19 protein-coding genes are annotated in these 19535 nt (G+C 61.5%); 9 read left to right on the forward strand and 10 right to left on the reverse strand.

The window, feature by feature from the left end:
* The first annotated feature begins 154 nt into the window (after nt 1-154).
* The 3 genes from ACFSM5_RS11875 to ACFSM5_RS11885 all read left to right on the forward strand — a co-directional run bounded on the left by ACFSM5_RS11875 (nt 155) and on the right by ACFSM5_RS11885 (nt 3569).
* The gene (locus ACFSM5_RS11875) at nt 155-2161 is read left to right on the forward strand and encodes an aminopeptidase P family protein (protein ID WP_379876612.1); all 2007 of its coding nucleotides are present in this window, start codon (nt 155-157) and stop codon (nt 2159-2161) included.
* Between the two features lie 73 nt (nt 2162-2234).
* Nucleotides 2235-3050 (forward strand): TSUP family transporter, encoded by an 816-nt coding sequence (locus ACFSM5_RS11880; protein WP_379876613.1) that lies wholly within the window; start codon nt 2235-2237, stop codon nt 3048-3050.
* A gap of 75 nt (nt 3051-3125) precedes the next feature.
* Nucleotides 3126-3569 carry an RrF2 family transcriptional regulator gene (locus ACFSM5_RS11885; RefSeq protein ID WP_379876614.1) on the forward strand — a complete coding sequence of 148 codons (444 nt, stop codon included), beginning with the start codon at nt 3126-3128 and terminating at the stop codon, nt 3567-3569.
* A 2-nt stretch (nt 3570-3571) separates the two neighbouring features.
* Here ACFSM5_RS11885 and ACFSM5_RS11890 read toward each other — a convergent pair whose 3' ends face one another.
* Nucleotides 3572-3946 (reverse strand): DUF2306 domain-containing protein, encoded by a 375-nt coding sequence (locus tag ACFSM5_RS11890; RefSeq protein ID WP_379876615.1) that lies wholly within the window; start codon nt 3944-3946, stop codon nt 3572-3574.
* 112 nt (nt 3947-4058) lie between these two features.
* Here ACFSM5_RS11890 and ACFSM5_RS11895 point away from each other — a divergent pair, with 112 nt between their 5' ends.
* Nucleotides 4059-4667, forward strand: a complete 609-nt coding sequence (locus ACFSM5_RS11895) for a TetR/AcrR family transcriptional regulator (protein WP_379876616.1) — start codon at nt 4059-4061, stop codon at nt 4665-4667.
* Nucleotides 4668-4731: 64 nt separating this feature from the next.
* On the opposite strand, the gene ACFSM5_RS11900 is transcribed toward ACFSM5_RS11895, so the two are convergent.
* The 7 genes from ACFSM5_RS11900 to ACFSM5_RS11930 all read right to left on the reverse strand — a co-directional run bounded on the left by ACFSM5_RS11900 (nt 4732) and on the right by ACFSM5_RS11930 (nt 12993).
* The gene (locus ACFSM5_RS11900) at nt 4732-5970 is read right to left on the reverse strand and encodes a phenylacetate--CoA ligase family protein (RefSeq protein ID WP_379876617.1); all 1239 of its coding nucleotides are present in this window, start codon (nt 5968-5970) and stop codon (nt 4732-4734) included.
* Complete coding sequence (locus tag ACFSM5_RS11905; RefSeq protein ID WP_379876618.1) at nt 5970-6791, reverse strand: ABC transporter ATP-binding protein; 822 nt, start codon at nt 6789-6791, stop codon at nt 5970-5972. Before ACFSM5_RS11905 ends, ACFSM5_RS11900 begins: the two co-directional genes overlap by 1 nt.
* A gap of 126 nt (nt 6792-6917) precedes the next feature.
* A complete protein-coding gene (locus ACFSM5_RS11910) occupies nt 6918-8201 on the reverse strand; it encodes an ABC transporter substrate-binding protein (protein WP_379876619.1) in 1284 nt (427 codons plus the stop codon).
* 42 nt (nt 8202-8243) lie between these two features.
* Complete coding sequence (locus tag ACFSM5_RS11915) at nt 8244-9317, reverse strand: branched-chain amino acid ABC transporter permease (RefSeq protein WP_379876620.1); 1074 nt, start codon at nt 9315-9317, stop codon at nt 8244-8246.
* A 12-nt stretch (nt 9318-9329) separates the two neighbouring features.
* Entirely contained in the window at nt 9330-10223 is an 894-nt protein-coding gene (locus ACFSM5_RS11920; protein WP_379876621.1) for a branched-chain amino acid ABC transporter permease, read from the reverse strand.
* 11 nt (nt 10224-10234) lie between these two features.
* Nucleotides 10235-12172 carry a long-chain fatty acid--CoA ligase gene (locus tag ACFSM5_RS11925; RefSeq protein ID WP_379876622.1) on the reverse strand — a complete coding sequence of 646 codons (1938 nt, stop codon included), beginning with the start codon at nt 12170-12172 and terminating at the stop codon, nt 10235-10237.
* Nucleotides 12173-12189: 17 nt separating this feature from the next.
* The gene (locus ACFSM5_RS11930; RefSeq protein ID WP_379876624.1) at nt 12190-12993 is read right to left on the reverse strand and encodes an ABC transporter ATP-binding protein; all 804 of its coding nucleotides are present in this window, start codon (nt 12991-12993) and stop codon (nt 12190-12192) included.
* Nucleotides 12994-13319: 326 nt separating this feature from the next.
* Between ACFSM5_RS11930 and ACFSM5_RS11935 the strand changes: the two genes are divergently transcribed.
* On the forward strand, nt 13320-13655 hold the full coding sequence (locus ACFSM5_RS11935) for a hypothetical protein (RefSeq protein ID WP_379876626.1): 336 nt from the start codon (nt 13320-13322) through the stop codon (nt 13653-13655).
* A 165-nt stretch (nt 13656-13820) separates the two neighbouring features.
* On the forward strand, nt 13821-14438 hold the full coding sequence (locus tag ACFSM5_RS11940; protein ID WP_379876627.1) for a TetR/AcrR family transcriptional regulator: 618 nt from the start codon (nt 13821-13823) through the stop codon (nt 14436-14438).
* A 9-nt stretch (nt 14439-14447) separates the two neighbouring features.
* Here ACFSM5_RS11940 and ACFSM5_RS11945 read toward each other — a convergent pair whose 3' ends face one another.
* Nucleotides 14448-15857 carry a sensor histidine kinase gene (locus ACFSM5_RS11945; RefSeq protein ID WP_379876628.1) on the reverse strand — a complete coding sequence of 470 codons (1410 nt, stop codon included), beginning with the start codon at nt 15855-15857 and terminating at the stop codon, nt 14448-14450.
* A gap of 32 nt (nt 15858-15889) precedes the next feature.
* Nucleotides 15890-16570, reverse strand: coding sequence for a winged helix-turn-helix domain-containing protein (locus tag ACFSM5_RS11950; RefSeq protein ID WP_379876629.1), 681 nt, complete (start codon nt 16568-16570; stop codon nt 15890-15892).
* Nucleotides 16571-16724: 154 nt separating this feature from the next.
* On the opposite strand from ACFSM5_RS11950, the gene ACFSM5_RS11955 reads away from it, so the two are divergent.
* The 3 genes from ACFSM5_RS11955 to ACFSM5_RS11965 all read left to right on the forward strand — a co-directional run bounded on the left by ACFSM5_RS11955 (nt 16725) and on the right by ACFSM5_RS11965 (nt 19522).
* Complete coding sequence (locus ACFSM5_RS11955; RefSeq protein ID WP_379876630.1) at nt 16725-17840, forward strand: succinylglutamate desuccinylase/aspartoacylase family protein; 1116 nt, start codon at nt 16725-16727, stop codon at nt 17838-17840.
* Between the two features lies 1 nt (nt 17841).
* A complete protein-coding gene (locus ACFSM5_RS11960) occupies nt 17842-18132 on the forward strand; it encodes a DUF3572 domain-containing protein (RefSeq protein ID WP_379876631.1) in 291 nt (96 codons plus the stop codon).
* Nucleotides 18133-18301: 169 nt separating this feature from the next.
* On the forward strand, nt 18302-19522 hold the full coding sequence (locus ACFSM5_RS11965) for an ABC transporter substrate-binding protein (RefSeq protein WP_379876632.1): 1221 nt from the start codon (nt 18302-18304) through the stop codon (nt 19520-19522).
* The last annotated feature ends 13 nt before the right edge of the window (nt 19523-19535 follow it).

Below are 19535 nucleotides of genomic sequence, written 5' to 3' on the forward strand. Positions count from 1 at the left end.
GCCCTTTCGCGCGATTTAACCAGTGGCGTGAGCGCAGGGCTGATACCGCACCGCAGCATGCGTCCAACCCCCTTGCCGTGTTAACAACAAGGGCATAGCGTCCAGCCAACTGATCCCCGGGGGATCGCAACAATCTCTTGGAAGGAGTGGTGCAGTGTCGGAATGCCGCGCGGAATATCAGGGCGATGAAGCATTGGCCGGTCTGCTTGCAAAGCAGGGCGGGCGCAGCGTTGCCGAGGTGAAAACGCTTCTGGCGGGCGTCAATGCAGCAGCTCTCTATGGCGACGACACCGACTGGGCACGCCTGATTTCCAATGATCCGACCCCGGCGCTGATTGCTCAGCTTTCCGCCTTGCGCGCTGCTCTTGCCCCTGTTGCATCGACTGAAACCCATGGCGCCCGTCTTGCGCTCCTGCGGGCCGAACTGGCCAAACGTGACCTTGATGGCTTCCTGATCCCGCGCGCCGATGAACATCAGGGCGAATATGTCCCGGCCCAGGCCGAACGTCTGGAGTGGCTGACCGGCTTCAAGGGATCGGCCGGCATGGCTGCGGTCCTGACCGACCGCGCCGCCATCTTTGTCGATGGCCGCTATACCCTGCAGGTCCGCGATCAGGTCGATATGACGGCTTACGAGGCACGCCATCTCATCGAACAGCCGCCCGCCGAATGGCTGGTGGAGGTCGCTTCGGCCGGTCAGAAGATCGGGTTCGACCCCTGGCTCCATACCCTTGACCAGGCCGAGCGTCTGCAAGCCGCCCTTGGCGCGGCGGGCATTCAGTTGGTCGCCCTGTCCAGCAATCCGCTCGACGCCGTCTGGGCCGACCAGCCCCCGCCCCCGCTAGGTCCGGTCCGCATTCAAGCCGACGCCCAGAGTGGCCGGGTCTCAGCAGAAAAGCGCTCGGAAATCGCAGGCCAGTTGAGCAATCAGCGCGTCGACACCGCCATCCTGACCACACCGGACAGCATCGCGTGGCTGCTGAACATACGTGGCAGCGACGTACCACATACGCCTTTCGCCCTCGGTTTCGCCCTGCTCCATTCGGACGGCACCGTCGATCTCGCCATCGACGAGCGCAAGATCCTGCCCGATACCAAGCTGCATCTGGGGAATGGCGTGCGCCTGCATGCACCTGCCAGCTTCCCGAGCCTGCTCGATGCCCTGAAGAATAAGCGTGTCCTGCTGGATCCGGCCTGGGCTGGCTTTGCTATCGCCCACCGCCTCAATGAAGCCGGGGCCACGATCATTCGCGGCGCCGATCCCTGCCTGCTGCCCAAGGCGACCAAGAACTCGGTCGAACTCGCAGGCACCACCACCGCCCATGTCCGCGATGGCGCCGCCATGGTGCGTTTCCTGAAATGGCTGGAGGAAAACAGCCGCGACGGAACCCTGAAGGAAATTGAGGCCAGCGATAAACTCGAAGAGTTCCGCAAAGCCACCGGCCTGCTGCGGGACCTCTCCTTCGATTCGATTTCGGGCGCGGGCTCCAACGGTGCCATTGTGCATTACCGCGCAACGCCGGAAACCGAAAAGACGCTGGAACTCGGCAACCTCTATCTCATCGACAGCGGCGCGCAATATGTCGACGGCACAACCGACATCACCCGCACCCTCGCCATCGGCACTCCGACAGCAGAGATGGCGCGCAATTTCACCCTGGTGCTGAAGGGGCATATCGCCATCTCCACCGCCGTCTTTCCGACCGGCACCACGGGCTCGCAGATCGACGTGCTGGCGCGTTTGCCGCTCTGGCAGCATGGGTTGGACTATGACCACGGCACCGGCCATGGCGTCGGCAGCTATCTGTCGGTGCACGAAGGCCCGCAGCGCATCTCCAAGGCCCCCAACACCATCGCGCTCAAGCCGGGCATGATCCTGTCGAACGAGCCCGGCTATTACAAGTCGGGCGGCTACGGCATCCGGATCGAGAATCTGATCTATGTCACTCCGGTCACGATTGACGGCGCGGAACGTCCGATGCTCGGGTTCGAGAACCTGACCCTCGCCCCCATCGACCGTCGCCTGATCGTTGCCGACCTGCTGTCGCCGACCGAACGGACTTGGCTCAACGCCTATCACGCCAAGGTTCGCGACACGCTGTCGCCGCTGCTGGATACCGAGACGGCCCTCTGGCTCGCTCAGGTTACGGCCGAGGTCTAGCCCTTCGGCAGATCATAAAGGAGGGGCGGGCGTTTCCGCCCCTTTTAGCTTTTCAAGGATATGTTGCGTTCAAATGCTGATTGATGGTTTCGGGCTGGACATCGCCCTGCTGCTCTTTGTCGTCGCCATGGTCGCCGGTTTTATCGATAGCATTGCGGGCGGCGGTGGGCTGCTGGTCATTCCGGTCCTCTTCTCGGTCGGCGTGCCCCCTGCCGCCGTTTTCGGCACCACCAAGCTTCAGGCCAGTTGCGGCAGCTTTTCCGCCAGTCTCACCTTCATCCGCAGGGGCGAGGTCAATCTGCGCGAGATGCTGCCCATCATTGCCCTGACCTTCGCGGGCTCGCTGATCGGCGCTGCCGTCCTGGCCGTGACGGATCCCGAATTGCTGCGGGACGTCGTCCCATTTCTGCTGATCGCCATTGCCTTCTATATGCTGTTTGCGAAGAAGACCGGTGAAGCAGATGCCCATCGCCGCCTCTCTCCCCTGCCCTTTGCCATCCTGTTTGGGCTGGGGCTTGGCTTCTACGATGGTTTTTTCGGGCCAGGGACCGGCACTTTCTGGGCCCTGGCCTATGTCGCCATTGCCGGGTATTCCCTGCGCCGCGCGACCGCCCATGCCAAGATTGTCAATTTCACCAGTAATATTTCAGCATTTCTTATGCTCACACTTACCGGGCAAGTACTCTGGGGCATTGGAATACTAATGGCATGCGGCCAAATCATTGGCGCCCGGCTAGGAGCTGGTATGGTGATAACTAATGGCGCAAAAATAGTACGACCAATGCTTGTTTTGATGTCCCTCGCTATCACTGCTCGACTTCTGTGGGACAATCCTGATCATCCTATTAGTGCAATGATAGTCAAATTGCATAATTTATTTTCATCATGACTATTAATCGGATTGACCAATGTTTATTTTGGCATTAAATGAATTTTTACCGTTTTTACCTGAGACGAAGCGACAATGCGCCTGACGACCTACACCGACTACGCTTTGCGGATGATGATGTTCGTCGCGATCAAGGGAGAGCAATTGACCACGATCGAAGAGGTTGCCAAGTCTTATGGAATTTCGCGCAACCATTTGATGAAGGTCGCTCAAGCCCTGGGCGCGGCAGGGTTTCTTGCCACGGTCCGCGGTCGAGGCGGTGGCTTACGCCTGGGGCGCCCCGCCCACCTCATCACCATCGGCGAGATCGCCCGCGTGACCGAGGAGGACATGACCATCGTCCCCTGCTTCGCTGGCTCCAAAAACGATTGCGCCATTACCGTTACTTGCACCCTCAAGCATAAGCTTGAAGATGCTTTGGATGCCTTCATGGTTGTCTTGGACCAGACCACTCTGGCCGACGTCTGCAAATCAAGCCTGCCCCTTCTGCCGCGCTCCTTCGCCCAGTCAGCGGAATAGACTCAGCCAAAGAGCGCGTCGCCAATAAGACGTGTCGGCGCCAGAGTCGCCAATCCTGCTGCGGTCAGGCCGCAATATAGCCCGATCATCATCCGGCGGTGACGGTTGATCTGCCCCCGGCGGGCCATAAGGACACCTGCAATCAACAGCCCTACTGTCATCGCCGACAGGATATGCACGGGACTGAAACCGCCCGGCATCAGGCTGCGGATCCAGAAGGATCCAACGGCGACAATCGCCATCAAAACCACCCAGAGCCACCCCAACCAGCGATGCGCACGGCCACCCTTGCGCCGCCAGAACTGCGCCGCGCCTACCGGCACTGCCAGCAGCGCCGCCGCGATATGCAACGGCAGGATAATCGCCTGAACTTCCATCGCCTCACCTTCGATCTAGACAATGACAAGATTAGCTATCACGCCAATCACCCAAAGCGTCAAGCAAATCTTTCCATTGTCTAGATTGGCCTGCTTTGCGAGAGTGACGGTCATGACGAAGCGATATCATCACGGGGATCTGCGCGCGGCCCTGCTGTCGGCCGCGCGGGACATCCTGGCGGAAACCGGCCCTGACGGATTTTCCTTGCGCGACTGCGCCCGGCGGGCAGGCGTTTCCCATGCCGCGCCCGCCCATCACTTCGGCGATGCCAAGGGCCTGTTGACGGCCGTTGCAACGGAGGGGTTCGAGGCCTTAAGCCGCGCCATGCAGATCAAGGCCGATACCTGCGGCCCGGACGCGGCAGACCGTCTGACCGCGCTGGGGGAGGCTTATGTGGAGCAGGCGGTCACCGATCCGGGCGCCTTCCGCATCATGTTCCGCCCCGCCCTGCTGCATACCGAAGACCCCAGACTGAAGCAGGCCGCCGACAGGGCGCGCCAAGTGCTGCAAGGGGGCATCGAAGCGATCCCCAGCACCAAGGGCGGCGACGCCAAAACCCAACAGATCCGGGCAATCCTGGCCTGGTCGACCGTGCATGGGCTTGCGAGCCTGCTGCTCGACGGCCCCCTGGCCCGCGAGGTTGGCGCCCCCGCCAAGGAGATCGCCGGGCCGCTGGCAAAACAGGTCCTGGGAATGCTGACGCTTCGGATCGGGGCGTAACACTTAAAAAAAAGAACCGTCACCCCGGGATCAAGTCCCAGGATGACGAGGTCGGAGGAAACCCCTAACCCGCCGGAACCGGGCGTTTATCCTCGATCACCTTACCATCGTTGGGCAGTTGCCCCGGTTCGACAAAGGCGACCTTGCCCGACAGTTTGCAGACGGCATGAACCGAGTTCGCGATGGCATCAGCCAACAGACCGTCATGGAGCGACGCCTCCACATGCAGGGTCATGACATCGGTATCGCCCGATTTCTCCACTACCAAGCGCCCACGCGACACCTGGGGATGACGCTTCAGCACCTCGGCGATCTGGCCCGGGTGCACGAACATGCCCTTGACCTTGGTCGTCTGATCAGCGCGTCCCATCCAGCCCTTGATGCGAGGGGCAGTGCGGCCGCAGGGACTGACACCAGGCAGGAAGGCCGACAGGTCGCCGGTCGCAAAGCGGATCAGCGGATAGTCGCGGTTGAAGCTGGTCACGATCACCTCGCCCACCTCGCCTGCCGCCACCGGATCGCCGGTGCCGGGGCGGACGATTTCAACGATCACCTGTTCGTCGATGATCATCCCCTCCATCGCATCGCTCTCGTAGGCGATCAATCCCAGGTCAGCGGAGGCGTAGCACTGCTTGACCGCCACACCATGGGCAAGGAAATCGGCCCGCAAGCTGGGCGGCAACGCCTCCCCCGAGACCAGCGCCTTCTTGAGCGAGGAAAGGTCGAAGCCCAGCTCCTTGCCCTTCTCCAGGATGATCTTCAGGAAAGACGGCGTGCCCGTATAACCAGCGGGCCTTAGATCCGCGATAGCCCGCGCCTGCTGTTCGGTATTGCCGACGCCGCCCGGGAAAACAGGACACCCCAGGGCAGTGGCGCCCGTCTCGACCATCATCCCGGCGGGCGTGAAGTGATAGGAAAAACAGTTGTGGATCAGTTCGCCCGATCTGAAACCAGCAGCATGGAGGGCGCGACCGAATCGCCACCAGTCGGCCCCGTGGCCTTCCATATCGTAGATCGGCCCCGGCGAGGCATAGAGGCGACGCAGATCCGCGACCGGCGTCCCATTGAGGCCCGCGAAGGGCGGGCGCAGACGCTGGGCCTCGATCAGATCCGACTTGCGCACCAGCGGCAGGCGGGCGAGTGCCTGACGATTGGTCAGGCCCGCCGGATCCACATCCTTCAGGCTTTCGGTAATGGCGGGGGCATGGGTCTTGGCGTGCTGAACGATATCGCGCAGGGAGGCCAGCTGCGCCTCCTCCCGTTCCTGGGTGCTGCGCGTTTCGGCAGCGTCATAGAAACCCATCAGATCCACCGCTTGCGTCGTTTGAAGGACTTGAGATTCTTGAAGGACTTGCGCTCCTCCCCGCCGCCGCCGAGGTAGAATTCCTTCACATCCTCGTTATCGGCCAGTTCGGCAGCGGTGCCGTCCAGCACCACCTTGCCCTGCTCCATGATGTAGCCGTAGGAGGCGACGGACAAGGCCATGCGCGCGTTCTGCTCCACCAGCAGGATGGTGACGCCAAGATCGCGGTTAATCTGTTTGATGATGGAGAAAACCTCCTTCACCATCAGCGGCGACAGCCCCATGGAAGGCTCGTCCATCAGGATCAGCTTGGGCCGCGCCATCATCGCGCGCCCGATGGCCAGCATCTGCTGCTCACCACCCGACAGGTAACCCGCAAGGCCGGTACGTTCCTTCAGACGCGGGAAATAGCGATAGACCATCTCGATATCATCGGCGACACCCTTGTCCTTACGGGTAAAAGCGCCGAGCTTCAGGTTTTCGAGGCAGGTCATATCAGCGATGATCCGGCGGCCTTCCATTACCTGGAAAATGCCGCGTCGTACGATGTCGCCGGGATCGAGCGCGTTCATCCGCTCACCCTTGAAGGTGACATCGCCGCGGGTGATCTCGCCGTCTTCTGTCTTCAGCAGGCCGGAGATTGCTTTCAGCGTCGTCGATTTACCCGCGCCGTTCGCGCCCAGCAGCGCCACGATCTGGCCTTCTGGCACATTCAGCGACAGGCCGCGCAGCACCAGGATGACGTCGTTATAGACGACCTCGATGTTGTTGACGCTCAGGAGCGGCGGGGCGGTTTCGAGTTTCAATGCTGCTTCGGCCATCGATGTTCCTAACGCCTCAAGTAGCGCAAAGCGCGGTAGGCAAACGGCCTCAAGTAGCCCGAGGGGCGATAGGCCAACGAAAAAATGAAAGGGAGGAGCCAAAGGCTCCTCCCTGCCTTCAACTGTTTACCAACCGATCCATTCAGGCTTGCGGCCCAGTTTGATTTCGGCGGCCTTTTCAACCTTGATCACGCCCTTGCTCATCAGATCCTCGATCGGTGCGCTGGTGTCGCCTGCGACCGTGGTCTTGTAGATCAGCACGTCGGTGGTCGGACGATGATCGGTCGCGGTCCAGGTCACCGGACGGCAGACGCCCTCCAGGCCAGCCGGAACCCAATCGGCTTTCTGGTAGAAAGCTTTCTTGACGTTCTCGCCGGCAAAACCACCGTTCTTGCTGGCCCAGTCCAGGGCTTCCTTCATGTAGAAGGCGGCGCAGACACCGGCGACATAATGCAGCGAGCGATATTTGCCCGACGGATCGGAGATCTTCGCGACGTCCTTGATGACCGTCATGCCCGGCGCATTGCCGTTCCAGACCACATCGGTGCGCATCGGCCAGACGACACCGTTACCGGCGGTGCCTGCGACCTTCAGGCCGTTTTCGTCCACGCCCCAGACATTACCCATAAACTGCACGTCCACACCGGCAGCCTGGCAGGACTTCATGACCGCGAGGTCCGAGGCCGCCGTATTGCCGAGGTAGGCGTAGTTCGCGCCCTGCTGCTTCAGCGTCAGGCACTGGGCGGTGAAGTCACCCGAGGCCATGGCGAACTGGATGGCGGGCAGAACTTCGAAGCCAAGCTCCTTGGCATATTCTTCGCCCGCTGCTTTCGGAGCGTTCGGGTACGGGTGATTGGCGCCCATATGCACGTACTTGGGCGCGCCGGTCTTGCCCTTTTTCTTCCAGTCCTCAGCCGCCCACTGCAGCATGGCGCGCGCAGCGTCCGAATAGCTGGGGCCATAGAAGAAGTTATAGGGCGCGGGCTTTTCGGTCTTGTCGCCCTTGCCTTCCGGATCGGTGAGCGCCCCGGCATAGGAGCCCGAGAGATAGGGGATCTTGTCATTGGTGACGAAGTTGATCAGGGCTTCGGTATCGGCCGTGCCCCACCCCATGATGGCCGCGACCTTGTTCGGACCGCTGTTCCATTTCTTGTAGGTCGCAAGCGCGCGCGGCACCTGATAGCCATAGTCGACGGTCTCGACTTCCAGCTTCTGGCCGCCGACGCCGCCCTTGGTGTTGATGTAGGCGAAGGCATCCGCCACGCCTTCCCCGAACGGCTTTCCAATGTCGGAGGTGCCGCCGGTATAGTCGGCCAGATGGCCGATACGGATCTGGGCGTTTGCCGCCATCGGCAGCGCAATTGCCGCCAGCACGAGGACAGAGGCTCCGCCGAAACGCTTCGTATGCATGTGCTTCCTCCGGGTTTTAGTGATTATTGCTCCGCCCTCAGCTCAGTAGGAGAAGGGGTAGAGTTTCCAGTAGGCCTTGACCTGCCGCCACCGGTGGGCAAGCCCATCGGGTTCGAAGATCAGGAACAGGATGATGGCCGCGCCGATTGCGATCTCGCGCAGGTAGGCGACGTTGTTCTTAAGATTGAGAGCGGTGTCGATGAAGCTGCCCGACAGCATGCCGGTGATGGCATCCATCAGTTCGGGCAGGACCACCATGAAGACCGTCCCGAGCAAGGTCCCCATGACCGACCCCAGACCGCCGATGATGATCATACCAAGGAACTGGATCGACAGCAGGATGGTGAAGCCTTCCACCGACACGAACTGGGTGTAATGGGCATAAAGCGCCCCGCCGATGCCCGCGAAGAAGGCCGACAGACCGAATGACAGCGTGCGGTACTTGGTGAGGTTGATGCCCATCATCTCGGCCGACAGATAATGGTCGCGCACCGCGATCAACGCCCGGCCATCGCGCGACCGCATCAAGTTCGTTACGAGAACGAAACAGATGATCACATAGACCAGCACCACGTAGAAAAACCGCAGATCGGTGGAGGCTTCCCACCCGAAGATGCTGAACGGATTGGCGGGCGCGCCCGCCGTGCCGCCGGTGAACCATTCGGCCCGGGCGAAGAAATCCTCCAGGATGAACTGAGCCGCCAGGGTCGCAATGGCGAGATAAAGCCCCTTCAGGCGCGCGGCAGGCAGGCCGAACAGCAGCCCCACCGCCGTCGTTGCGACACCCGCCAGCGGGATCGCGAAGAAGACGGGAATGCCGGTGTTGTTATTGATGAAGGCCGAGGCGAAGGCCCCGAACCCGAAGAAAGCAGCATGGCCGATGGAGATCTGGCCGGTAAAGCCGACGACGATATTGAGGCCCAGCGCCGCGATCGCATAACAACCGATCATGATGGCGAGCGTCAGGATGAAGTTGCTCATGAAGGGCGCGACGGCGACCAGCGCCAGCAGCCCGATCAGCAGGGCGTAACGCGACCCTTTGGTATCGAAGATATTGGTATCAGCGGCATAGGAGACGCGGAAATCACCGCAGGGCCGCAGGCTGACGTTTGCCATTCTTACTGCCCCCTACACGCGTTCGATGTCTTTGGTGCCGAACAGCCCATAGGGCTTCAGCATCAGGATGATGATCAGGACATAGAAGGGCGCGACCGAGATCATGTTGCCCCAGCCCAGATACGTGGCATCGACATACTGCGCGCCGTTCTCCAGCAACCCGACGATCAGACCGCCGAAGATCGCCCCGATGATGCTGTCGAGGCCGCCCAGGATCACCGCTGGGAAGACCTTGATCCCAAAGGCGGAGAGCGAGGAGGACACCCCGTTCACCATCGCGATCACGACCCCTGCCACCGCCGACACCATGGCCGAGATAGCCCAGGAGAGCGCGAAGACCTGTTTGATGGAGATGCCGAGCGACTGCGCCACCTGCTGATTGAAGGCGGTGGCGCGCATCGCCAGACCCATGCGGGTAAATTTGAAGAAATAGCCGAAGCCCAGCATGATCAAGACCGACACGATCAGCGACAGGCCATAGGCCGTCTGCACTTTCAGGCCAAACAGGTTGAAGGTCTGGCTGGAGAAGATCTGCGGGAAGGGCTGGGCGAAGACGCCGAACGCCCATTTCATTGCCGCCTGCATGATGATCGACAGGCCGATGGTCACCATGATGACGGAAATCACCGGCTCCCCGATCAAAGGCCGCAGGATGACCACCTGGATCAGGATCCCGAAGAGCGCCATGAAGGCCAGGGTGAACAGGAAGCCCACGATGAAGGGCATCTGGAAATGCACCAGGAAGGACCAGCAGACCCAGGCCCCGATCAGCAGGAACTCGCCTTGCGCGAAATTCACCACCTGGCTGGCCTTGTAGATCAGCACGAAACACATCGCGACCACCCCATAGAGGGTGCCGACAATGATGCCGTTGATCATGAGCTGGCCGAGAAAACCGAATTCCATCTCGTGTCTCCTTAGGCCGCGCTGCGACGGCTGCCGCCGCCAGAGGTGGGGGTGCCGAGGTTCACCACCCGCACGGTGGTGCGGATGCGCTGCTTGGTGCCGTCCTGGAAAGTGATGGTGGTATCGATGGGCACCTCCGCCCGGTCGCCATAGACCGCGTCGATGATGTCCTCGTATTTCTCGTTGATGACGCTGCGGCGCACTTTTCGGGTGCGGGTCAGTTCGCCATCGTCGGCATCGAGTTCCTTATAGAGCAGCAGGAATTTGCGGATCTTCTGGAACTCGGGCAGCGAGGCATTGACCGTATCGATCTCTGCCCGCAGCAGATCATAGATCTGCTCGCGCGCCGACAGGTCGGAATAGGTTGTGAAAGCGATCCGGTTCTTCTCCGCCCATTTCGAGACAACGGGATAGCGGATGCAGATCATGGCGCTCAGGTACTCGCGCCCATCGCCCAGCACCACCGCCTCGCCCACATAGGGGCTGAACTTCAGCTTATTCTCGATAAACTGGGGCGAGAAACGGTCGCCCTTCACCGTGGTGGCGATATCCTTGATGCGGTCGATGACGACCAGATGGCCCTTCTTGTCGAAGAAACCCGCATCGCCCGTATACATCCAGCCATCGCGCATATCGGCCTTGGAGGCCGCCTCGTTGCGGTAATAGCCTTCATACATATTGGGATGCTTGGTGACGATCTCCCCCACCCCGTTCTGATCGGGCTGATCGATGCGGATTTCCACCGTCTCGTCGAACGGCACGCCCACGGTGTCGAAATCCACATCTTCGGAGCGATGGAGCGTATAGGCCCCGGTCAGTTCGGTCTGACCATAGAGCTGGCGCAGCGGCACGCCCATGGCCTGGAAGAACTTGAAGGTATCCGGCCCCAACGCCGCGCCGCCGGTGGCAGCGGACGTGAGGCGGGAGAAACCGAGATCGTCGCGCAGGGCCCGGAACAGCAGCATATGGGCCAGCCACGACTTGCGCCCCTCGCCCAGGGCTTTCAGGCCGAGTTTCATGCCCAGATCATAGAGATAGCGCTTAAGCGGGCTGGCATCCATCATCCGCGCCCGCACATCGCCCGCGATGCTTTCCCACAGGCGCGGCGCCAGCAGAATGAAGGTCGGGCCGATCTCACGCATGTCGGCCATCATCGTCTCAGGCTCTTCGACGAAGTTGATTTTCATGCGGCAGACCAGCCACTTGGTCACCGCATACATCTGCTCCATGATCCAGGGCAGCGGCAGGACCGAAACATATTCGTCCTGCGGGCCCTTGGGATCGGCTTTGAGGTAGCTGACCGAATGGCGGATCATCGCGACACCGGTCAGCATCGCCAGCTTGGGATGGGACGTGGTGCCGGAGGTGGTACAGAGGATGGCCACATCCTCGCCCTTGGTCGCGGCAATCATCTGCCCCCAGAGTTCGGGATGCGAAGCAGCCTTGGCAGCCCCCGCCTTCAAGACCTCTTCGGCCGGAACCAGCCGGGGATCGTCGTATTTGCGCATGCCGCGCGGATCGAAATAGACGATCTTGCGCACCGTCGGGATCTGATCCCCGAGGCCCAGCAGCTTGTCGACCTGTTCCTCATCCTCGACCAGGATCACGGCCACATCGGCATAGGTCACCAGATAGGCGACTTCGGCCTCCATCGCGTCGCGATACATACCAAGACTCATGGCCTTCAGCGCATGGGCCGCGACCTCGCCGATGACCCAATCGGGCCGGTTATCGCCGATCAGGCCGACGACATCGCCCGGCTTGACGCCCAGATCGGCAAGGCCAAGGGCGAGATTGCGGGTGCGCTCATGAATCTGGCCCCAGGTCAGCTCCACCCAGATGCCGAACTGCTTTTCGCGCATGGAGACTTCGCCCGCCGCGATCTCCGCATTACGCGCCAGCAGTTTGGGGAAAGTGTCGAGCGCGGGATCGAAAGTGACATTGGTCATCGTCCGTGGCCCTACCCTTACGCGACTTGAGTTTCGCCAGGCGGAACCTCGTCCACCTCGCCAAGATAGGCCCGCTTCACATGCTCGTTCGCCAGCACCTCTTCGGGTGTTCCGGCGGCCAGCTTCTTGCCGAAATCCAGCACCATCACCCGGTTCGAGATGTCCATGACCACGCCCATGTCATGTTCGATCATGACGACGGTGATGCCCCATTCCTCGTTCAGATCCAGGATATAGCGGGCCATATCCTCCTTCTCTTCGAGGTTCATGCCCGCCATCGGCTCGTCCAGCAGAATGAGGTCCGGCTTCAGGGCCACAGCGCGCGCCAGCTCCACCCGCTTGCGCAAGCCATAGGACAGCGTGCCTGCCGTCGCCTTGCGCACGTGCTGGATTTCGAGGAAATCGATGATCTGTTCGATTTCGCGCCGGTTTTCCAACTCCTCGGTCCGGGCGCCGGTCAACCAATGGATCGACCCGGTGATGAAGTTGTTTTTCAGCAGGTGGTGCCGCCCGACCATGATGTTGTCGAGCACACTCATATGGCCGAACAGAGCGAGGTTCTGGAACGTGCGGCCGATGCCGAGATCCGCCCGCTTGTTCGGCTTGAGGCGCGTGATGTCGCGCCCTTTAAAGGTGATGGTCCCGGCGCTCGGGCGGTAACGGCCGGAGATGCAGTTGAGCATCGAGGTCTTCCCCGCGCCGTTCGGCCCGATGATGGAAAACACCTCGCCCTTCCGGACGTCAAAGCTTACGTCGGTGAGAGCACGGATGCCGCCAAAGTTCAGCGACACGCCACTCACCTTGAGCAACGCTTCTTCCACAGCCGCAACCTCCCCAGATCGCGTTATGTTGCCTACCGATCAACCCTTATAGGCAATCTCGGTAACTTTATTGCGCTTTGCGCTTCTTTATGAGGAGTAGAATGTCCAACGTTCACGGAAAGTGTCAAGCGCCAATCACTGGCTAATTAAGGGGCAAAAGCGCTGAGCGGCGCCTTCATAAATTTACGTGCACGTCAACTTCTAACGAAGCTTGGGCTACGGCTTCATGAACGGGAGTTAACCCCCCTGGCGCAAACTTGTAACCGGCCAAACAGAGCGTCATACGCTATGGTTGAGGCATGGTTTTACGGGAGGGAGTAACCCCGATGTCGATGCGATTTAAGCTTGGCGGTGTATTGGTTCTGCTGGCGGCGACTCTCGCCCTGCCTGCAGCCGCAGGCGGTCGCGATCATGACCGTGGTCGCGGCCACGGATGGGAACATAACCGCCACCATGGCTGGGACCATCGGCGCGGACATGGCCCGGTTGTCGTCTATGAACGCCCCCGCCCGCCGGTTGTCGTCGTGCGTGAACCGCCGCCCGTCTATTACTACGATCCCTATGCCTATCGCCCGGCGCCAGTCTATGTCGCGCCCCGGCCGCGCTACTACAGTGCGCCGCGATCCGGCCTCAACATTCAGCTGGGAATTCCCCTGGACTGATATGTTGAATTAACCTTTTGATTTGCGGACTGCGGGCCGGACACATTGTCCGGCCTTTTTTTATTTGCCCTCATCCAAAATCATATCCGGTCAGTATTGCATCGGGGAGACAACGGCTGAGTGGGGATACTTTCCAATGATGTTAAAGATGGAGCATAGCAACTGATGGCCCGCCCGCGCAAAAGCGAACAGCGGGATCTGCGGGCGGCGGCCATCCGGGCAGGCCTTGAGATTCTGCAGATTTCCGGCCGCGATGCGGTCACCATGTCGGCCGTGGCGGATCTGGCGGAATGCCGGGCGCCTGCGCTGTATCGCTATTTCGACGGCAAGGATGGGCTGCTCGAGGTTCTGCAGCAATGGGGCTTCGAATGGCTGATGAGCCAACAGAAGGAGCATATCGACGAAACCCAGGATCTGGCAGCGCGCCTGAGCGGCTTTGCCCGCGCCCACATCAGTTTTGCCACGCGCCACCCGGCGCTCTATAGCCTGATGTTCAATGGCCCGACCCCGCGCCTGCCACCGCTGGCGGTTTATGCCTATTCCTCGCCCAGCGACCGGTGCTTCGACATGCTTCGACAGTCGTTCCTGACGGGTAACACCCGTTGGAGCGGCACCCAGGCGGAGACAGCGGCTTTTGCTTTCTGGGTCATGATGCATGGCGCGATCAGCATTGCCCTGCGCGATCCGACCGGGGATGCGTCAGCCCTTCAGCTTGCTGAAAAGACGATCAATCTGGCGGTCGGATTATTCGCTGCCCCGGTCGCCGAACTGGCAGCAGCTTAGGAAGCCGGATCAGGCCGCTTGGATGCTGTCTGCATCCTTCAGCGGCATGGTCAGGATAATCTTCAGACCCGGCATAGCGTCGCCCAGGGTCAGGCGACCGTTATGCAGTCCGGCCACCGCCGCCACCAGGGACAGGCCAAGGCCATTGCCGGGGGTGGAGCGGCTCTGCTCCAACCGCACGAAGCGGCGCAGCACATGCTCGCGCTCATCTTCGGGAATGCCGGGGCCGCTGTCGCTGACGGTCAGGCAGGCGATCCCCTGATCGCTTTCTGCCATTACATCGACCCGACCGCCCGCCGGCGTATATTTCAGCGCATTGTCGACCAGATTGGCCATGGCTTGGAACAGCAGGTGGCGATTGCCATGGACCGGCAGCGGATGACCTACACGCATAAAGCTTAAGCGGATCGACTTGTCTTCCGCCACCGCCTCGTACAGCTCGCATACATCCTTGGCCAGTTCACCCAGGTCAAGATCGCTCATCTCTCGCCGCCCGGCCCCGGCCTCGGCCTGGGCGATGGACAGGATAGCATTGAAGGTTTTGAGGATATTGTCGGTATCGTCGATGGCCATTTCCATCGCGCCGCGCAGGCTGCCCGTATCCTCCTGCGTCATCAGCGTCACTTCGAGCTTGGTCTTGAGACGCGTCAGGGGCGAGCGCAGATCGTGGGCGATATTATCCGTCACCTCGCGCCCCGCGACCACCAGCCGGTCGATCTGCCCCAGCATGTCGTTGAGGTTGCCCGCCAGCCGGTCCAGCTCATCGCCCGACCCGGTGAGCGGCACGCGCTGCTGAAGATCGCCGCCCATGATCCGGCGGGTGGTCTGGTTGATACCCTCCAGCCGCCGCCGCATCTCGCGCCCCATGACCACACCGCCGACAACCGCCAGCCCGGCCGCCGCGAACAGCGCCCAGAACAGTGCCTGCAGGATCAGGGCTTCGAAGCTTTCCCGCTCGCGCATCGACCGGCCGACGAGCAGGTGATAGCCTTCGTTGAGATAGAAGTGGAACGCCCGCGCCTGCTGGGCATCCGGGCTCGGCTCCTCCTCACCCTCGGCCGTCAGCCGGAAGGTTGCCCAGCGCCCGTCCCATTCGGCATCCAGCGGCCAGCGGGCAAGATTACCCGCCACCGGATTTCGGTCAGGATCGGCCAGCATATAGATGCCACCGCCGACACGGTCGGCACTGACCCGTTCCTCGATCTGCTGGATGAGCCCCTTCAACCCCTGGTCGCGATAGCCATCGGACAGCGAGGCGATTTCCGCCGTGATGGCCGAAGATATCTGCCGCTCGATCAGGCCGATGGTGACGCCATAGACAAAGCCCAGCAGCGCCACGACCGAAACCGCGAACAGCACCATATAGAGGGCCAGGATGCGGACCGTCCAATGCTTCATCAGCGCGGTCAGAGACTGCATCAGGCCCACTCTGTCGGTCCCCTTAAGGTCTATTATTCCGGAACACGCAGACTATAGCCCGCGCCGCGGATCGTTTGCAGCAGGGGCTTGGGGAAATTCTTGTCGATCTTCTGGCGCAACCGGCTGATATGCACGTCGATGACGTTGGTCTGCGGGTCGAAGTGATAATCCCAGACATGCTCCAGCAACATCGTGCGGGTCACCACATGGCCGGAGTTGCGCAGCAGATATTCCAACAGCATGAATTCGCGCGGCTGCAGATCGAGCTTCTGCCCGCCGCGCGTCACGCTGCGCGCCAGCAGATCCATCTCCAGATCCGCAAGACGCAGCTTGGTCACAACCGAACTGTCGCCACCAGCACGCCGCATCAGCACTTCCAGGCGCGCCAACAGCTCGGAGAAAGCATAGGGCTTGGTCAGGTAATCGTCGCCGCCCGCTTTCAGGCCGCGCACCCGGTCATCGACCGCCGACAGCGCAGACAGGATCAGCGCCGGGGTCTTGTTCCCCGCCGCCCGGATCGCCTGGATGATCGAAAGCCCGTCCACCTGGGGCAACATGCGGTCGACGATCAGGGCGTCGTAGATGCCGCTCATGGCATTGACGAGGCCTTCCTTGCCGTCGCCTGCGTGGTCGACGATATAGCCGCTTTCCCGAAGGCCTTTCACCATATAGGCGGCGGCTTCGGCATCATCCTCGATCACCAATATGCGCATATCTTCAGGTCGCTCCGCTGCGGGACATTCTAGAGCCTGACCATATCCGACTTCCTGGTTAAGGCACGCGTTAAACATTGGTAAGCCTTGCCGGATACAAACAAGCCCGCCTATCGTGCTCGCGCGATTTTGTCCTTTTCAAGGAGTGTGTCCGATGCCCCGCCCCGTGATCGAAACCGTTGCCCTGCCTGCCGATGGCCTGGGACAGACCGTCACCTGGACGGCATGGCGGTTTGGCGAGGCCGGACGTGGCCCCAAGGCCTATCTGCAGGCAGGGCTCCATGCCGATGAAATCCCCGGCATGCTGGTCCTGCACCATCTGATCGAAAAGCTGACCGCCGCCGATGTGACCGGCGAGATCATCGTGGTCCCGGCCACCAACCCGTTGGGCCTGAAGCAATGGATCGGCGGTAATCTGCTGGGCCGGTTCGAATTGGGCGGCCTTGGCAACTTCAACCGCAATTATCCCTGGCTCGGCGCCAAGCTTGCAGAGCGTGTGGGCAAGCAGCTCGGCAAGGATGCCAAGGCGAACATCGCCCTGATCCGCGCCGAAATGCTGGCGATCCTGAAGGAAAGCAAGCCGGTCGCCGCCATCGACCATATGCGCCTTGCGATCATGGAACGCTCGGTCGATGCCGATATCGCCCTCGATCTCCATTGCGATAGCGAGGCACAGATGCACCTCTACCTCGGCCCGGCCCTCTGGCCGTCGGCGAGCGATCTGGCAGCTGAACTGGACTCCGCCGCCGTCATGCTGGCCGAAGATTCCGGCGGCGGCAGCCTGGACGAAGCCTGGGGCGGCCCCTGGTGGTACCTCGCCAAACAGTTCCCCGATGCGGCCATCCCGCCCGCCTGCCTCTCGGCCACGGTCGAGTTGCGCGGCGAGCAGGACGTGACTGACGAGCTGGCGGGCAAGGATGCCGATGCAATCTTCCGCTTCCTCGCCCGGCGGGGCCTGATCAAGGGCGATCCCGGCCCCGCCCCCACCTATCAGGGCAAGGCCGAGGATCTGGCTGCCTGCGATTATCTGAAAAGCCCCGTCGCCGGCGTCATCGTCTATGCCAAGAAGCCGGGCGACTATGTGATCGCCGGTGAAACCGTGGCGGAGATCGTGCGGCCGGGCGAAATGCGCGTGCCGGTTGTGTCCTCCACCAACGGTCTGCTGCTGGTGCGTCTGCGCCATCGCTTCGCCCGACCCGGCACCAACATCGGCATGGTGGTCGGCGATGCGCCGCTTGCCCACCGCCAGGGCTATCTGCTGACCGAATAACATGGCCCCCAGACTTCCCCCACAAAGCCGCGAGACGGCTGAAACCCTGGCTTTGCGGGGGATCGGCTGGATCGCGGGCGACGATGATATGATCGCCCGCTTCCTGTCGCTGACGGGAATCGACCCGTCCGAGCTGCGCCATCGCTTAGGCGATCCGGCGGTGCTGGCGGGGGTGCTCGACTTCCTGCTGGGCGATGAAGCGACCCTCATTGCCTTCTGCCATGACCAGGAAATTCCGCCTGAAGTGCCGGGTTTGGCGCGCCGATATCTGCCGGGAGCCCCGTTAGAGTAATCACAGCAACCGGCAGGCAATTCACCTCGCGAGAACCAAAGGCAAAGTTACAGCTTTTGCGGGAATAAATGCAAAAATCATGCGCAAGCATGCTTTCTGCGCTTGTTAACCATCAACGCATCCGCTATCGCCGATCAGCCTATCTCTGACCTAGTGGGGATTCCCTGGGATGACGAAGATGCTCCGCCGTTCGCTTCTGCAAGGGGCGGCACTTGCCCTGGCCTTTGCTGGCACTGCCACCGCGCAGGACAAGCCCGCGATCAAAATCGGTGAAATCAACAGCTATACCGCGCTTGCCGCCTTCACCCAGCCCTATCGCAAGGGCATGGAACTGGCTCTGGCCGAGATCAATGCGTCCGGCGGCGTGCTGGGCCGCAAGCTCGAAGTCGTCTTCCGGGACGATGCCTTCAAACCTGCTGATGCCCTGCGCCATGCCGAAGAACTGGTGCGTTCGGAAAAGGTCGATCTGCTGGCAGGCACCTTCGCCTCCTCGACCGGCCTCGCCGTTGCCGAGTTCGCCAACCAGAACAAGGTCCTGTTCGTCGCCGCCGAGCCGCTGACCGACGCCATCGTCTGGGACAAGGGCTCGCGCTACGTCTTCCGCCTGCGGCCCTCGACCCATATGCAGTCGGCGATGCTGGTGGAAGAAGCCGCCAAGCTGCCCGCCAAGCGCTGGGCCACCGTCGCGCCGAACTATGAATACGGCACCAGCTTTGTCGCCGCCTTCAAGAAGCAGCTGTCCGCCGTTCGCCCGGATATCGTCTGGGTTGGCGAGCAATGGCCCGCCCAGGGCAAACTGGAAGCCGGTCCCACCGTCGATGCGCTCGATGCTATGAAGCCGGAAGCTATCTTCAACGCCACCTTCGGCCCCGACCTCGCCCGCTTCGTGCGCGAAGGCAATACCCGCGGCCTGTTCGAAGGCCGCTCGGTCGTCAGCGCGCTGACCGGCGAGCCGGAATATATGGATCCGCTCAAAGAAGAGACGCCGAACGGCTGGATCGTCACCGGCTATCCCTGGCAGTTCGACGAACGTCCAGGGCAAGTGACTTTCCGCGAGGCCTATCGCAAGGCAACGGGCGAACATCCGCGCCTGGGCTCGCTGGTCGGCTATGTCACCATCAAATCGATTGCCGCAGGCCTTGCCAAGGCTGGCTCGACCGATACCGAAGCCATGATCAAGGCCATGCGTGGCCTGGAACTCGAAACCCCGGTCGGCCCGGTGCTGTGGCGCGCGGGCGATCATCAGTCGACCATGGGTGCCTATGTCGGCAAGACCGGCCTCAAGGACGGCAACGGCGTGATGGTCGATTGGCGTTATGCCGACGGCGCGAAGTATCTTCCCCCTGAAGCTGAAGCCGCTAAACTGCGTCCTGCCGACGCCAATAAATAACGAAACCCGAAAG

Origin of the sequence: Lacibacterium aquatile, from assembly GCF_042683105.1 — a bacterium.
GTDB lineage: Bacteria > Pseudomonadota > Alphaproteobacteria > Elsterales > Elsteraceae > Lacibacterium > Lacibacterium aquatile.

Coding starts and splice junctions, on each gene's coding strand:
- ACFSM5_RS11915 (WP_379876620.1), bottom strand. CDS start 9,317: ATGGCAAACGTCAGCCTGCGGCCCTGCGGTGATTTCCGCGTCTCCTAT.
- ACFSM5_RS11940 (WP_379876627.1), top strand. CDS start 13,821: ATGGCCCGCCCGCGCAAAAGCGAACAGCGGGATCTGCGGGCGGCGGCC.
- ACFSM5_RS11905 (WP_379876618.1), bottom strand. CDS start 6,791: ATGGCCGAAGCAGCATTGAAACTCGAAACCGCCCCGCCGCTCCTGAGC.
- ACFSM5_RS11900 (WP_379876617.1), bottom strand. CDS start 5,970: ATGGGTTTCTATGACGCTGCCGAAACGCGCAGCACCCAGGAACGGGAG.
- ACFSM5_RS11965 (WP_379876632.1), top strand. CDS start 18,302: ATGACGAAGATGCTCCGCCGTTCGCTTCTGCAAGGGGCGGCACTTGCC.
- ACFSM5_RS11890 (WP_379876615.1), bottom strand. CDS start 3,946: ATGGAAGTTCAGGCGATTATCCTGCCGTTGCATATCGCGGCGGCGCTG.
- ACFSM5_RS11880 (WP_379876613.1), top strand. CDS start 2,235: ATGCTGATTGATGGTTTCGGGCTGGACATCGCCCTGCTGCTCTTTGTC.
- ACFSM5_RS11910 (WP_379876619.1), bottom strand. CDS start 8,201: ATGCATACGAAGCGTTTCGGCGGAGCCTCTGTCCTCGTGCTGGCGGCA.
- ACFSM5_RS11945 (WP_379876628.1), bottom strand. CDS start 15,857: ATGCAGTCTCTGACCGCGCTGATGAAGCATTGGACGGTCCGCATCCTG.
- ACFSM5_RS11925 (WP_379876622.1), bottom strand. CDS start 12,172: ATGACCAATGTCACTTTCGATCCCGCGCTCGACACTTTCCCCAAACTG.
- ACFSM5_RS11885 (WP_379876614.1), top strand. CDS start 3,126: ATGCGCCTGACGACCTACACCGACTACGCTTTGCGGATGATGATGTTC.
- ACFSM5_RS11960 (WP_379876631.1), top strand. CDS start 17,842: ATGGCCCCCAGACTTCCCCCACAAAGCCGCGAGACGGCTGAAACCCTG.
- ACFSM5_RS11950 (WP_379876629.1), bottom strand. CDS start 16,570: ATGCGCATATTGGTGATCGAGGATGATGCCGAAGCCGCCGCCTATATG.
- ACFSM5_RS11895 (WP_379876616.1), top strand. CDS start 4,059: ATGACGAAGCGATATCATCACGGGGATCTGCGCGCGGCCCTGCTGTCG.
- ACFSM5_RS11920 (WP_379876621.1), bottom strand. CDS start 10,223: ATGGAATTCGGTTTTCTCGGCCAGCTCATGATCAACGGCATCATTGTC.
- ACFSM5_RS11955 (WP_379876630.1), top strand. CDS start 16,725: ATGCCCCGCCCCGTGATCGAAACCGTTGCCCTGCCTGCCGATGGCCTG.
- ACFSM5_RS11935 (WP_379876626.1), top strand. CDS start 13,320: ATGTCGATGCGATTTAAGCTTGGCGGTGTATTGGTTCTGCTGGCGGCG.